Genomic DNA, 13,186 nt, shown 5'->3' on the forward strand with positions numbered 1-13,186 from the left:
GCTTGACCTAGGGTGGCCTCAGTAGCGTCTTAGCTCGCGTACGAGCGCAGCCGATCAGCGCGCTCACCGTTGCGGAGCTTGCACATCACGTCTCGCTCGATCTGGCGGACCCGTTCGCGGGACAAACCGAACAGTTTGCCAATCTGATCCAGGGTGCGCGGCTGGCCGTCGTCTAGACCGAAACGCAGCCGGATCACCTGGTGTTCACGTTCGTCGAGAGTGGCCAGCACACTGCGGATATCCGTGTGCAGCAGCTCGGCGATGACCGCGTTCTCCGCGGACATAGCTTCGGCGTCTTCGATGAAGTCGCCCAGCGGGGCCTCCTCTTCGGAGCCGACCGGCATATCTAGGCTAACCGGGTCACGACTGTGCTCCAGCAGGTCGTTGATCTTCTCGATCGGAATGCCCGATTCAGCGGCGAGTTCTTCGTCGGTAGCTTCCCGTCCCAGGTTCTGGTGCATTTCCCGCTTGATCCGGGCCAGCTTGTTGACTTGCTCAACTAAGTGAACCGGCAGCCGAATGGTGCGGCTTTGGTCGGCCATACCGCGGGTGATGGCCTGACGGATCCACCAAGTGGCATACGTTGAAAACTTGAATCCCTTGGTGTAGTCAAACTTCTCCATCGCGCGGATCAACCCCAGGTTGCCCTCCTGGATTAGGTCCAGCAATGGCATTCCCCGACCCGTGTACCGCTTGGCCAGCGAAACAACAAGGCGTAGATTAGCTTCCAACAGGTGGCGACGCGCTGACTCGCCGTCACGCGCCACAGCGGCTAATGCGCGTTTGCGACCCTCACTGAGGCGCTTGCGGGTTTTGAGCAGATGCCCCGCGTACAGCCCAGCCTCGATGCGTTTGGCCAATTCGACTTCGTCGGCGGCATTAAGCAACGCTGTCTTACCGATGCCGTTCAGATACACACGCACCAGGTCCGCGGCGGGGCTTTGAGCATCCAGATCGCTGTCAACCCGGCTTGTGGTGGCTTCGGTCATGACGCCCTCCCAATCGGCTCGTTCTGTCGTTTGTTTTAACGACGGGTCTCCCCTGAGAGTTCCCGTCCGGTCGTCATCTCACACCCTTTGACGTGCGGAAATGTGCCAAAGACCTGAGAATGTCCTGAGAAGTGCGGTGGAGGCTAGCCAGTCGGAAACTCCCCGGCTAGCTTTGGCCGTCTGTGGCCAATTACTTCGGTTCAGGCGGCGGTCGTCGTAGCGACTCGAATGCTGGTCGCTCGGCAGTCAGCAATAGTGAGGTGCGCCGTCGGCGGTTGTCGAATCGTCGTGGTTCTTCTGCGCGGCGAGGGGGTCGGTCGTTAGCAATCAGCACGGCCACCCACGGTAACGGCACCGAAGCCGTCGCGATCAGCAGTGAGATCAGACCGTTGTGCCAGGCGCCGTAAGCGACGATGGTCAAGATAAGTGCCGGAATCCGGAAAGCCATCAAGGTCAGATATTTGCGTACCCGCGTACGACGCTCCTCCTCGTACGACGGGGCAGCGGTGGTGATGAGCACCGGTCGGCTATTATCGTCGAACGTGTTGTTGTACCTCGACTCGGATCCGTACTTACTTTCCCCACTATCCCACACAAAAATCAACCCCGGCGTGTCCGGCTTTTGGTTCGGTGTGGGGCGAGTGCGGAGGCACAATGTCACAATGCTAGGTATGCAGACCCAGACAATCGAACGCACTTATACCGACGAACGCGTCGACAACGGTACGGGCAGCGACACGCCCAAATACTTCCACTATGTCAAAAAGGATAAGATCGTCGAGAGTGCGGTCATGGGCAGCCATGTGGTCGCGTTGTGCGGTGAAGTATTTCCCGTGACGCGTGCGGCTAGGCCCGGTTCTCCGGTATGTTCGGACTGCAAGCGGGTCTACGACATGCTCAAGAAGGATTGATCAGTTCGCCGGCTCAGCCGTTGCGGTATTGTGTTGTTTGGGCGGTGACGGTGTTTCGGCCGCGCACGCACGCATACGTGATGTCAGCCAGTTATGCAGTCGGTGTGTATGTGTTTTCGGTGCGGGGAATTTCTCCTGGATAGCGGCATTGAGTTCAGCGCCCAGCATAATCGCAAAACCACCGAAGAACGCGAACAGTAAGAACGCGATTGGCGTCGCCAACGCACCATAGGTATAGCCAGTACCGGTGATCCACTTAAGGTAAATCCGAAGGCCCAGTGTGGTGATTACGAACACCGCTGTGGCCAGGATCGCGCCAAAGACCAGCCGGTGCGTCGGCAGCGGTATCGGCAGCGCTATCCGGTAAAGGATCATGACAGTGACCAGCAGGCCCACAATCACCGTCGGGTAGTAGCCCAAGTGCAACATGTTGGCCCAGCTATGGGGAATGAGTTTCGCCACCTTGCGTAGGCCCACCACTACCAACGGCGCGGTCGCAACCACGAATGCCAGCGTTGCGATGTAAAGGAACAGCGCGAAGAGCCGCTGCTGTACCGGATGACGCAACAGTGTCTGGTCATGCGCTTCGACGACCGCATCGACAAACGCCGAGATCGCCGACGATCCCGCCCACAGCGAGATCAGAAAGCCCAGTGATATTACCTCGCCGCGGGAACCGTTGTTGACGTCGCGGATTGTGGGTTCGATGATCTCGTTGACGACGCTGGGGGAGAAGAAGCGGTGCGCCATCGAGATCACGCGCCGCTCGATGGTGGGTAAAGTATCCTCGCCGAACAACGGCGCGACATAAGCCAAGCTTCCCAGCATTCCTAGCACCAGTGGCGGCAGCGACAAAGCCGACCAAAAAGCTGCCTGTGCTGACTCCGAGAAGATCGAGTCGTTCCAACTTTTCGAGAGAGTCCTCAGACTGATTCGCCAGATATGGTGACGAGTCGGCTTGGATACCTGGTCGCTCATACCATTACAAAATTGCCGATAACTGCTTGCGTAGCCGGCATGGGGTGTTGCTCATTGCGGTGTCGCTGTGGCCTGATTCGGCAGGAGAATGCTGGCCATATCCGCAGTTGCCACTGCCCAACCGCAATCGATCGGGTGTTTCGTGTTTGAAGTGATTGTTGCGCTCCTACAGGTAACGTAGGCCAATAGGCGGACTCCGCCTGCATCAACGGATCGTCGTAGGTCACGGCTCACCTGACTCCTATCGGTGTTGTATGTAGCTGGAATTCGGGCTTTGTCGATTCCTTGCTTTGCCGTTCGTCGTCGAGTTTAGTTGCCCGATGGTCTTATGAGTAATCGATGCGACAGGGGGAAAGCAAGTACTCGTGATCGGCCTGTGGTTTCGGTGTCGTCACGTGAGTGCCCTGGCCGTTTAATGATTTGCATTGACGAGCGACGGCTTGGTGCTGCTATTTTCTTGGATAGCGACACCTTTTAGAAATCAACACTAAGTCCTCGCGGAAGGACACCATGCTGTCGCAGATTTGGGTCTGAGAATATTGCCCAGTGCCATTAAAACATCGTTGCCTCGTGATTAATGAGTATTTGCTGTGGCTAAAAATTAACCCATGTGGACCTGCCTTCTCGCGTGTTCTAGACCCGAGTGTTCTAGAGTGGGTCGATTTCAATCACGAATGCTAACGTGCTGTCGGCTTCGCCGCGTGTTTGTTCGCGTGAAACTAGTATGACGGGCAGTTCGCCTCCTGAAGGGGTTTGGCGCGCGTATGCGCTCCTGCGCCGCAGTGTCCTGCCCTGTTCAGAGCTGTGTTCATGGCTCCTCCGTTCTGACGTGCCTACACTGCCTCAGACGTCAGCGGTTTTCACCTGGTTCCCCAATGGTTATTGGGTGTGTCGTTTCTCACGCATTTCGCCTTCCCCAGGGGGCGTGGTTGCTCGCTTGGTCTCGGTTCTCGGCGTATTGGTACATTTCTTGCGGTGCAGAGGAATGGTTGCGTGCCCGCAGCCGCAGGGGGATTCATCCTGACCCGTGTGGGCGCGGCGAGCAAGGCCACGTTCATCCGTCTATCGACGCTTGAGCAAGTACAGCTTGCCTGCTGTACCGCGACCGCGATGACCTGATTTTGCTGTATACTGATTCCGGTGAGCTCGACTCACCGGTGCGTTGGGAGCTTGGAGTTGCCGCGGATCCCGAGTCAACGCTCTGTCCCGCACCTGTACGGCCCGTTTTCAGTGTGCGATGTGATATGGAGTGCCTCCATACTTGCCGGGGTCCGATGACACCTTCCCGTCGATAGCGGGATTTCAGAACCCCAAGTAAGTGTGAACTTCTACCTCCACTAACAGGTTATTTCCATCAATAGGTCAGGTGCGATCAGCGTGGACACTTCAACCATAGTGGCTCCCGGACGTATTTGACTGAAAAGTTGTGTGCACTTCTCTAGCCTTGCGCTAGCGTGGTATATTCGTTGGATGGATGCGAGTATGTGATGACGTCGGTGAGTGCCGACCCTGCCTGTTCGAAAACAACTTTATTTATGCGACGCAAAACGTCTCGAATTTGGTCGGCCATATCACCGGCATTTCTGGCGCTGGTATTCCCGGACACAGCGACGTGAGGGCTCACTTGCTTGTACTGTGCGTGAGTAATCGACCACTGATTCGAAATCCTATCTGGACGAGACACTGTTGCGGTTGACAGGCATGCGATCACAATAGTCTGAGGTGTGGAGCCTACGACGGCCAGCTCGCGAAACGAAATATGTTCGATTCCAAGCGGTTGTGGTTACACGGATCTGCTGGCAAAGGAAGTACGGAAGACGAGCTGCTGTTAGGCGTGCTTGTTCGACAGGACGCTGGTATCCGGGTAGCGGTGTGTCTTGAAGATCAAGGCTTAAGCTGCCAAGAAAGTAGGTATCGATGTCGGTCGAGGACACGTGAGTGCGGAGTCAGCCGTGGACCACGAGCTGGCGGTTCCTGGCTCTGGGCCCCCTTATGGCAACGCCTCGAGCAGCCGTTAGGAACGCGTTCTACGCGGTGTTCCTAGTCAAGGTAGTCGCGCAAGATCTGGGAACGGCTGGGGTGGCGTAACTTCGACATCGTCTTGGACTCGATCTGGCGGATGCGTTCGCGGGTCACGCCGTAGACCTGGCCAATTTCGTCGAGGGTGCGCGGCTGGCCGTCAGTGAGGCCGAAGCGAAGCCGCACTACGCCGGCCTCGCGTTCTGAGAGTGTCTCCAGCACCGACTGTAGCTGGTCTTGCAGCAACGTAAACGATACCGCATCTACGGCCACCACCGCTTCACTATCCTCGATGAAATCGCCCAGCTGGCTGTCGCCCTCATCGCCGATGGTCTGATCCAATGAGATTGGTTCACGAGCGTATTGCTGGATCTCGAGTACTTTTTCAGGCGTGATGTCCATCTCTTTTGCGAGCTCTTCAGGCGTGGGCTCGCGGCCCAGATCCTGTAGTAGTTCGCGCTGAATACGGCCGAGCTTGTTAATCACCTCGACCATGTGGACTGGGATGCGGATGGTGCGGGCTTGGTCGGCCATGGCGCGGGTGATGGCCTGGCGGATCCACCACGTCGCGTACGTCGAGAACTTGTACCCCTTGGTGTAGTCGAACTTTTCGACTGCCCGGATCAGGCCCAGGTTGCCTTCCTGGATCAGGTCAAGGAAGGCCATCCCGCGGCCGGTGTAGCGCTTAGCAAGCGAAACCACCAGCCGCAGGTTGGCTTCCAACAGATGGTTTTTCGCACGATCGCCGTCGCGACAGATCCACATCATGTCGCGGCGTTGGGTGGTTGGCAGTTTGGCGCCGCGCTCAGACAGCTCGGTCATCAGCTGCGTGGCGTATAGGCCAGCTTCGATCCGTTTCGCCAGCTCCACCTCTTCCTCGGCGTTGAGCAAGGCCACCTTGCCGATCTGTTTGAGGTACGCGCGAACTGAGTCCGCCGATGCGGTGAGCTCGGCATCCTTGCGGGCCTGACGCAACGCCTCGGATTCATCTTCGTCCCAGACGAAATCGCCCGAAGCCTTGTCTTTTTCGGTCGGTTCAGCGATCTCTTCGTCATCATCCGTGGAAGCTTCGTCGGTCTTGGTGGCTGCGGTAGCTTCGCCATCCTCGGTTTCACCTGGTTCGATGTCTGTGACTACGTCGTCGTCTTCGAGGTCATCGAGACTGAGGTCGGCGGCGTCGATGTCGATGTCGATGTCGATGTCTGCGCTGGGCTCAACGTCGAGGTCCGGTTCGGCATCGAGGTCGTCGGCAGTGCCGTCGGAGTCGAGGGTGTCCAGGGTAGCTTCGGGATCGTTCAGGGTGTCTTTAGCTGCCGAGGCTTTAGCTGTGCGGTCCCGCGCGGACGGCGCCTTTGTATCGGCGTTTTTGGCCGAGGTGCGGGTCTTCTTCGCAGCGTCGCTTGCCTCGGCGGCTTTTTTGGGTGGCGTCGCTGATTTGGTGGCTCGAGATGCTGTATTGGTGGCTCGAGATGCTGTATTGGTGGCTCGAGATGCTGTATTGGTGGCTCGTTTTGCGGGGGCGGAGCCATTTGGTGCCTTCGTTGCCGATCGTTTGGCGGGGGTCGCGGGCGTCTTGGTGGCGGTACGCTTCACCGGCTGACCGGTTGCCGGACTTGTCTTGGTCGCTGCCACGTACACCCCTTCGGTTGGACTCACTTCCGGCGGGTTTGGGCATGGGTAACCGAAAGTGTCTGCTATGTCGAATGTGTCGGCGTTGATATCAGCGTGAGTACTCGCGCTACCGGTCGGGCGACCGCCGATGACCATTGTAACGGTGGTACGCGCCTGGACTGTCCTACCGGGCCAAATTCAGTGCGTCACATCTGTGGTGGAAGCCATGGCAGCGCCAACTATGCCGGCCGTGTTCTGCAGGGCGGCGGCCACCATCGGGGTGCGGTTTTCGAGCAATGGTATCCATCTGTTGGCCTTGCGGCTGATGCCCCCGCCAGCAATGAACAGGTCAGGCCACATCGTGTTTTCGATGGCGACCAGCACCCTCGTTACTTGCTTGGCCCATGTTTGGTAGCTCCACTCGTACTTGTCTTTGACGGACGACGCCGCTCGTTGTTCGGCCTCCTTACCGCCGACCTCCAGATGCCCGAACTCGGTGTTAGGAATCAACTTCCCGTTGTGGATGACTGCTGACCCTATCCCGGTACCGAAGGTGAGCAGCACAATCAGGCCAGAGTTGTTTTTGCCCGCTCCATATCGCCCTTCAGCAAGCCCAGCAGCATCCGCGTCGTTGAGAATTGCGACTTCCTGGCTGTTCAGCTCAGCGCTGATGATGTCGCGGGCGTTGGTGTCAATCCAAGAGTCGTCCACGTTGGCAGCCGTTCGGACCACGCCTTGGGTGACGACGCCGGGATAGGTCACCCCCAGGGGGGCAGTCCATCCGAATGCGTTGACGACCTCGGCGATGGTCTTGGCGACTGCTAATGGGGTAGCCGGTTGCGGGGTGCGCAGTTTGATGCGGTCACCAATCAGCTGCCCGATGTCGAGGTCGACGATGCCGCCTTTGATGCTGCTGCCACCAATATCGATGCCGAATCCACGGCGCCACGATGTTGTACCGGCGGTGCCGCTCGGCGGGGAGGTTCTGGGAGTATCCACGGTCGCGTCGGTGCTTGTCATCGCAATCTCCTCGGCGAGGCTTGAGTTGTTCACTCACCTTAGCTTGGCAATATAAATTATGCGGACTGACTGTCTGGTATCTGGCGGCGATTGTGATGCGATAGGCCAGTGACAGGACCTGACAACGATCCCGCGCGGCTGCGGTGCGTAGCCGAATCACTAGCCGCTGAGGCCGCCGTGTTCGTGCGACGTCGCCGAACTGAGGTATTTGGTACTGACCTGGCCGCCGCTGCCGGCGCGGTACAGGCGAAGAGTACCCCGACTGATCCGGTGACCGTCGTTGACACCGAGACAGAACGCTTATTGCGTGATCGGCTAGCTCAACTACGGCCTGGTGACTCTATTCTTGGAGAAGAGGGGGGTGGCCCCGCTGATCTGACCGCCACGCCTGCAGGCACGGTCAATTGGGTGCTTGACCCTATCGATGGCACGGTTAATCTTGTCTACGGAATCCCGGCTTACGCGGTTTCGGTCGCAGCTCAGGTTGATGGTGTGTCGGTGGCCGGCGCGGTTGCTGAAGTTGTTTCCGGTCGGGTGCACTCGGCGGCGAGCGGTCTCGGCGCGCAGGTCACCGACGAGTATGGTGTACACGTGCTGAGATGCAGCGCTGTCGATGACTTGTCGATGGCGCTGCTAGGCACTGGCTTTGGCTATTCGGTAGTGCGCCGCGTCGCCCAGGCGGCGCTGTTGGCCCAGATGCTGCCGGTGGTACGTGATGTACGTCGCATCGGTTCGGCGGCGTTAGACCTCTGTATGGTTGCGGCGGGCCAGTTAGATGCTTATTACGAGCATGGGGTGCAGGTGTGGGACTGCGCTGCTGGCGCGTTGATCGCGGCGGAAGCGGGGGCCTATGTGCAGTTGCCTACGCGGAACGGGCCCGTGGGCGGCTCCGGATTGGTGGTAGCTGCTGCGCCTGGAGTCGCCGATGCATTGTTGGCTGCCTTGCAGAGATTCAATGGCCTGGCGTCGATCCCGGACTAAGGATCAGCAGCTGTTGGCATGGATCTTTTGCAGCAGTGCAGGATCTGACGGCTCGGTGGCGCCGGGGCGCAGGCCGGCCAGCACGGCGTCGATGTCCTCGTTGTGCGCCAGCGTGGTGAAGTCGGTGCCTAGTGCAAGGTCAACTGAGTCGTCAGTGCGGTTGTCGTGTAGTAACTCGGTACACGGTGCCACCAGCCACACGGCGGCCACGGTGGCTTGCCCGGCAGTACCGAAACGGACCTGACCTTGGCAGTTCAGTAGGGTGTCGGCGTAAATCGGGTCGTTGGCGGCGGTTGGCTGGGCGAAGCCTAGATCCCGTAGTGCGCCGGCGATGTCGGCGGCTTGACCGTCCCGGCCGCTGGCATTGAGCACGTGGACCTTGGTGTCGCTGAGTTTGGCGGGCGTGACGTCAGTCATCTCCGTCCGTGGCACCCGTTTGCCCAGCTGGGTCGGTGTCGACCCGGCTGATTGCGTAGGTGGGTTACACACTTTGGGCTCACGAACCTTCGCTGGTCGGGTGAATGCAATAGTCCATGCCGCGCCTGTCACTATGACCAAGAATAACGCCACAAAAATAGCAGGACGGGCATTGCGTCGCCGAAAGGGCCGACCGTGCTTGTCGAAAGCGGTACCCTCAGTGATTTGTGTTACCACAGTTGCACTCTAAAACGCACTGTTCGAAACTGAGTACAAGAGCAAATATAACGATGTGGCGCAAATCACACTTTAATGGGCAAGAATAAAGGCACGAATCGTTTGGTGGATGCGTTCGACGCTGGTACAAAGCGTTGCTTGAGGTTATGAGGGCATTAGAGGGGATTGGACATGCCTACCGACTATGACGCTCCACGGCGGACTGAGGCCGACGATGTCTCAGAGGACTCGCTGGAGGAGCTGAAAGCGCGACGGAATGAGGCGGCGTCGGCGGTAGTCGACGTGGACGAATCCGAATCCGCTGAATCTTTCGAGCTGCCTGGAGCCGACCTTTCTGGCGAAGAGCTGTCGGTCCGCGTTATACCGAAGCAGGCTGACGAGTTCACCTGCTCAAGCTGCTTCCTGGTACAACACCGCAGCCGGCTAGCCAACGAGAAGAATGGCGTCATGATCTGCACCGACTGCACGGCTTGATCAGTCAGCTTCGTAATGCCGACAGGACCTGCTCCGGGTGACGGCAGCTCACCAGCCAGTATGGCGTCGGGTCGTCCGGGTCATCGAGGACTAGCAGAATCATCGGCCCAACCCACGCTCGATGCAGCACGTAGGCCGCCGGGTCCAGTTGGCGGCCTAGCGCTGCCGACTTGGCCGAGCGTGAGATTGCGGCTGACTGGGCGATCGCAGTGATGGGCAGATGCGCGTCTCCCGCCCACAGTTCGACGCTGCCTTCAAGGGCAGCGTCCGCGATGACCTGGATCTCAACTCGACCTAACCACAGCAATGTCCCAGCCGCCGCCGCGAACGTTAGCCAGCTGGGTAGGGCGGCAACACTCCAGTTGACTTCGAATGCGATGAGCCCTGCCACCGCGAAGGCCAATGGCCACCACCACCATGGCACCCATAATCGCTCGCGATATCGCACGTTGTGCGATGCGACTGAGGTACCGGACACACGGTCAAGGGTAGTCTGTGGCCCCGTGTCGATCAGTCTGGCCATTGTCCGCCTCGATCCCGGGCTTCCGCTCCCCAGCCGTGCCCATGACGGCGATGCCGGGGTTGATCTCTATAGCGCCGAAGACGTCAAGCTGGCAGCCGGGCAACGCGCCCTGGTTCGGACGGGTTTTGCGGTTGCCATCCCGTTCGGAATGGTCGGATTGGTCCACCCGCGTTCGGGATTGGCTGTGCGGGTAGGGCTTTCCATCGTCAACAGTCCGGGAACCATCGACGCGGGCTATCGTGGCGAGATCAAGGTCGCGCTAATTAACCTGGACCCAGTGGAACCCATCGTGGTTCATCGCGGCGACCGTATCGCCCAATTGCTTGTGCAGCGGGTCGAGTTGGTCGAGCTGGTTGAGGTCTCGTCGTTCGACGAGGCTGGGCTGGCCGAGACATCTCGTGGCGATGGTGGTCACGGTTCTTCCGGCGGACATGCGAGTTTGTGACCGCCGACGACGATGTAGAGCGAAGCGATGAGGAGGAGCTGCGGTGATGGCCACATTCGGTAAATGCACAGGTAAAGACGACAAAGACGGTGCGAGCCGCACGTTGACCGAACCCGCAGATACAGAAGACAATGAGCTACCAGCTTACGAAGAGGTGGATGAGTTGGAAGGCCCGTTCGACATCGACGATTTCGAAGATCCCGCGGTCGCTGTGCTAGCTCGGCTTGATCTGGGCTCCGTGCTGATTCCTCTGCCGGAGGGGAGTCAGTTGCAGGTCGAGCTGACCGATGTTGGGGTGCCGAACGCGGTTTGGGTCGTCACATCCAACGGTCGTTTCACCATCACCGCCTACGCGGCACCTAAGACGGGTGGTCTCTGGCGTGAGGTGGCCAGCGAACTCGCTGACTCGCTGCGCAACGACTCGGCCAAAGTTACAGTCAAAGATGGCCCATGGGGGCGAGAAGTGGTTGTCACCACCACTGGCGTGGTCCACTTCATCGGGGTCGACGGCTATCGCTGGATGATTCGCTGCGTGGTGAACGGTCCGCTGGAGACCATCGACGTATTGAGCGAGGAGGCCCGTGCAGCGTTGGCGGATACTGTCGTTCGCCGTGGCGATACGCCCCTACCGGTGCGGACGCTGTTGCCGGTGCAGCTGCCCGAGCCGATGGCCGCGCAGCTGCGGGAGGTTTCTGTGGCGCAGCAGAGTGCGCAACACGCCGACGCGCGACAGCAATCACGCGAACCGACCTCACGTCGCGGTGCTGTGGGATCAGCGATGCAGCAGTTGCACAGCATTACGGGCGGTTAGCCCCGCTCTTTAACGCGGCCGCTAAGTAGCGCGCATCGTCATAGGGTTAGGTGAGAGCGAGCGCAGCCAGGCACGCAGTACCCAGCGCAGCGGCGTTCGTGCCGATCTGGTTGAGTGTCACCGTCTGCAATGCGGCGTGTGGCGCGGCGGTCACCCAATCGCAGCCGACTTGCAGCGGGTGGATCGGATCATCGACCGCGGCGGCCACCCCCAGTGGCGTGGCTAACCGGGCTAGCTCGGCGCAGCTCGGTGCGACGTATATCGCCGCTTCCTCCATCGCGTCGGGCAGCAGTGGCCACTGGCTGCGCCACGAGCGGGCCAGTTCGTCGGCCAACCAAGGCGGGCTTGATGCCTGCATCTGTGTCGTGGTCGCCGCCAGGCCGTCGCGACGCAGATGCGATGCCGAATACCGTGCCGCGAGAGCGGCGGGCGCTGATTCTGGTGCCCCGGTCCAGGCTGGCAGCGCGGCTAGGACGGCGACGGCGCGCCCGGGATGAGCGAGCGCCCACGCGGCGGCCACCGCGGCACCGATCGAGACACCACCGACGCCGATCGGGCCTGCGCGCGCAGCGTCGTCCAAGGCGGACAGATAGCCGTCGATCAGCCGATCCGGCTGGGGTGGTGGCGTCAGTACAGCCGCGCCCACCCTGTGCAGAGGGCCCGAAAACGCCCGATAGACGTAGTCGTCGTCGGATCCGGTTCCAGGTAGCAACACGGTTGTCACATCACGTAAATCGACAGCCACCCCTTAGATAATGCCCGACTGTTCACAGGTGCGCCAAATATCAGCCAAATATCATCACCGGTTTAGTCTTTATGATACCGGGGAACCAACGAGTCCACGGTGGCCGTTTGTATAGATCAAAGCGTCTATAGCGGGATGAGTAGCGTCAGGAGTGGCCATGCGGGCCCGAGGTTATCTGCGTCGGCTGACCCGTCGGTTGACGGAGAACCTGGACACCGCGATTCCGAGATTTTATCTGACGAGGTACTCGGTACCTGATGCGCAACGTGTGATTGATTGTCAACGTGCCCAGGAGGTCACAATGGTGAGTACGCTGCGCAGCGTGGAAACCAACGGCTACAATACCCGGCATCGAGTCGGGGCGTATGTTGCGGGTGGAGGGTCGGCTGGGCAAGCCCGACAACGGGGGGGCAAGGTTATTTATAACCCGCATTACGAAATTCAACGATGACGGCTGGCAGCGATTCGAGAGTACGGCCGCGATTCACACCGCCGCTGGATTCTTGGTTATCTCGTCTCGGATGATCGTGCCGGCTCTGAACGGGTGTTGGCGCAGGTAGGCGGGGTGACCTATTCACAGTATTATTTTTACTTGTGGTTGTCTGTGGTGGCGTCCGTGTCTGGTTTGTCTGCCCGCGATCGCAAGTTAGTTGAGCGTGGCCATGCTGGTCTTGTTAAGCGGCTAATTCGCTGGGAATCAATGCAGCGGGCAACCGGCACCCCGGATATTTTGGGGTCGCGTCTGGTCGCTGATCGGCCTACATAGGGCGGTCCAAGGCCTATTTCCTGTTGGGCATCTGGATATCGTTATTGTGGTCGGTGGTCTTCGCGGTGTAGATTTGATTCGTCGGTCCATGGTCGCCGATCTCAGGGGGGTGGCCAGTAAGCGTGGTCATGGGTGGCGCAAGATGCTATGTATATATGATGCTATATAGCATCGCTATGCTTGGCCGGATGTTGGTATTCGCCGCACCGCTTTGGTGTTCCAGACGGTAATCTCTACGATTCTGACTAGACTGGTTGGC

General features: G+C 59.3%; 13 protein-coding genes and 1 pseudogene. 6 read left to right on the plus strand and 8 right to left on the minus strand.

The genetic code is table 11. The features are described 5' to 3' along the window. Positions 1-29: 29 nt before the first annotated feature. Positions 30-989 (minus strand): sigma-70 family RNA polymerase sigma factor SigB, encoded by a 960-nt coding sequence (sigB, locus tag MLPF_RS09435; protein WP_045842845.1) that lies wholly within the window; start codon positions 987-989, stop codon positions 30-32. A gap of 190 nt (positions 990-1,179) precedes the next feature. Continuing rightward, positions 1,180-1,593, minus strand: coding sequence for a DUF3099 domain-containing protein (locus MLPF_RS09440; protein WP_236684928.1), 414 nt, complete (start codon positions 1,591-1,593; stop codon positions 1,180-1,182). A gap of 67 nt (positions 1,594-1,660) precedes the next feature. On the opposite strand from MLPF_RS09440, the gene MLPF_RS09445 reads away from it, so the two are divergent. Further along, the gene (locus MLPF_RS09445) at positions 1,661-1,900 is read left to right on the plus strand and encodes a DUF3039 domain-containing protein (RefSeq protein WP_045842863.1); all 240 of its coding nucleotides are present in this window, start codon (positions 1,661-1,663) and stop codon (positions 1,898-1,900) included. Here MLPF_RS09445 and MLPF_RS09450 read toward each other — a convergent pair whose 3' ends face one another. The 3 genes from MLPF_RS09450 to ppgK all read right to left on the minus strand — a co-directional run bounded on the left by MLPF_RS09450 (position 1,901) and on the right by ppgK (position 7,528). After that, entirely contained in the window at positions 1,901-2,878 is a 978-nt protein-coding gene (locus tag MLPF_RS09450) for a YihY/virulence factor BrkB family protein (RefSeq protein ID WP_156147037.1), read from the minus strand. 2,040 nt (positions 2,879-4,918) lie between these two features. Next, positions 4,919-6,529 (minus strand): RNA polymerase sigma factor, encoded by a 1,611-nt coding sequence (locus tag MLPF_RS09455; RefSeq protein WP_237817278.1) that lies wholly within the window; start codon positions 6,527-6,529, stop codon positions 4,919-4,921. A 177-nt stretch (positions 6,530-6,706) separates the two neighbouring features. After that, a complete protein-coding gene (ppgK, locus tag MLPF_RS09460; RefSeq protein ID WP_045842866.1) occupies positions 6,707-7,528 on the minus strand; it encodes a polyphosphate--glucose phosphotransferase in 822 nt (273 codons plus the stop codon). 108 nt (positions 7,529-7,636) lie between these two features. On the opposite strand from ppgK, the gene MLPF_RS09465 reads away from it, so the two are divergent. Next, positions 7,637-8,509 carry an inositol monophosphatase family protein gene (locus MLPF_RS09465; RefSeq protein ID WP_045842847.1) on the plus strand — a complete coding sequence of 291 codons (873 nt, stop codon included), beginning with the start codon at positions 7,637-7,639 and terminating at the stop codon, positions 8,507-8,509. A 3-nt stretch (positions 8,510-8,512) separates the two neighbouring features. Here the strand turns inward: MLPF_RS09465 and cei are convergent, their stop codons facing one another. After that, positions 8,513-9,163, minus strand: coding sequence for an envelope integrity protein Cei (gene cei, locus MLPF_RS09470; protein WP_045842848.1), 651 nt, complete (start codon positions 9,161-9,163; stop codon positions 8,513-8,515). Between the two features lie 171 nt (positions 9,164-9,334). Here cei and MLPF_RS09475 point away from each other — a divergent pair, with 171 nt between their 5' ends. Beyond that, complete coding sequence (locus tag MLPF_RS09475; RefSeq protein WP_045842849.1) at positions 9,335-9,637, plus strand: DUF4193 domain-containing protein; 303 nt, start codon at positions 9,335-9,337, stop codon at positions 9,635-9,637. Positions 9,638-9,641: 4 nt separating this feature from the next. On the opposite strand, the gene MLPF_RS09480 is transcribed toward MLPF_RS09475, so the two are convergent. Continuing rightward, complete coding sequence (locus MLPF_RS09480; protein ID WP_045842867.1) at positions 9,642-10,115, minus strand: DUF3093 domain-containing protein; 474 nt, start codon at positions 10,113-10,115, stop codon at positions 9,642-9,644. A gap of 25 nt (positions 10,116-10,140) precedes the next feature. On the opposite strand from MLPF_RS09480, the gene dut reads away from it, so the two are divergent. Further along, positions 10,141-10,605, plus strand: coding sequence for a dUTP diphosphatase (dut, locus tag MLPF_RS09485; RefSeq protein ID WP_045842850.1), 465 nt, complete (start codon positions 10,141-10,143; stop codon positions 10,603-10,605). Between the two features lie 46 nt (positions 10,606-10,651). Beyond that, positions 10,652-11,416 (plus strand): DUF3710 domain-containing protein, encoded by a 765-nt coding sequence (locus tag MLPF_RS09490; protein ID WP_045842851.1) that lies wholly within the window; start codon positions 10,652-10,654, stop codon positions 11,414-11,416. Positions 11,417-11,462: 46 nt separating this feature from the next. Here MLPF_RS09490 and MLPF_RS09495 read toward each other — a convergent pair whose 3' ends face one another. Then, positions 11,463-12,161: a hypothetical protein gene (locus MLPF_RS09495; RefSeq protein ID WP_045842852.1), complete on the minus strand. Its 699-nt coding sequence runs from the start codon at positions 12,159-12,161 to the stop codon at positions 11,463-11,465. A 157-nt stretch (positions 12,162-12,318) separates the two neighbouring features. On the opposite strand from MLPF_RS09495, the pseudogene MLPF_RS09500 reads away from it, so the two are divergent. Beyond that, a pseudogene (locus MLPF_RS09500) lies at positions 12,319-12,612 on the plus strand (OB-fold nucleic acid binding domain-containing protein). The last annotated feature ends 574 nt before the right edge of the window (positions 12,613-13,186 follow it).

This window comes from Mycobacterium lepromatosis (assembly GCF_000975265.2).
GTDB classification, from domain to species: domain Bacteria; phylum Actinomycetota; class Actinomycetes; order Mycobacteriales; family Mycobacteriaceae; genus Mycobacterium; species Mycobacterium lepromatosis.

What these genes read in the sequence shown, in the direction of transcription:
- sigB (WP_045842845.1), bottom strand. Translation starts at nt 989, where the DNA reads ATGACCGAAGCCACCACAAGCCGGGTTGACAGCGATCTGGATGCTCAA.
- MLPF_RS09445 (WP_045842863.1), top strand. Translation starts at nt 1,661, where the DNA reads ATGCAGACCCAGACAATCGAACGCACTTATACCGACGAACGCGTCGAC.
- MLPF_RS09475 (WP_045842849.1), top strand. Translation starts at nt 9,335, where the DNA reads ATGCCTACCGACTATGACGCTCCACGGCGGACTGAGGCCGACGATGTC.
- MLPF_RS09490 (WP_045842851.1), top strand. Translation starts at nt 10,652, where the DNA reads ATGGCCACATTCGGTAAATGCACAGGTAAAGACGACAAAGACGGTGCG.
- MLPF_RS09450 (WP_156147037.1), bottom strand. Translation starts at nt 2,878, where the DNA reads ATGAGCGACCAGGTATCCAAGCCGACTCGTCACCATATCTGGCGAATC.
- ppgK (WP_045842866.1), bottom strand. Translation starts at nt 7,528, where the DNA reads ATGACAAGCACCGACGCGACCGTGGATACTCCCAGAACCTCCCCGCCG.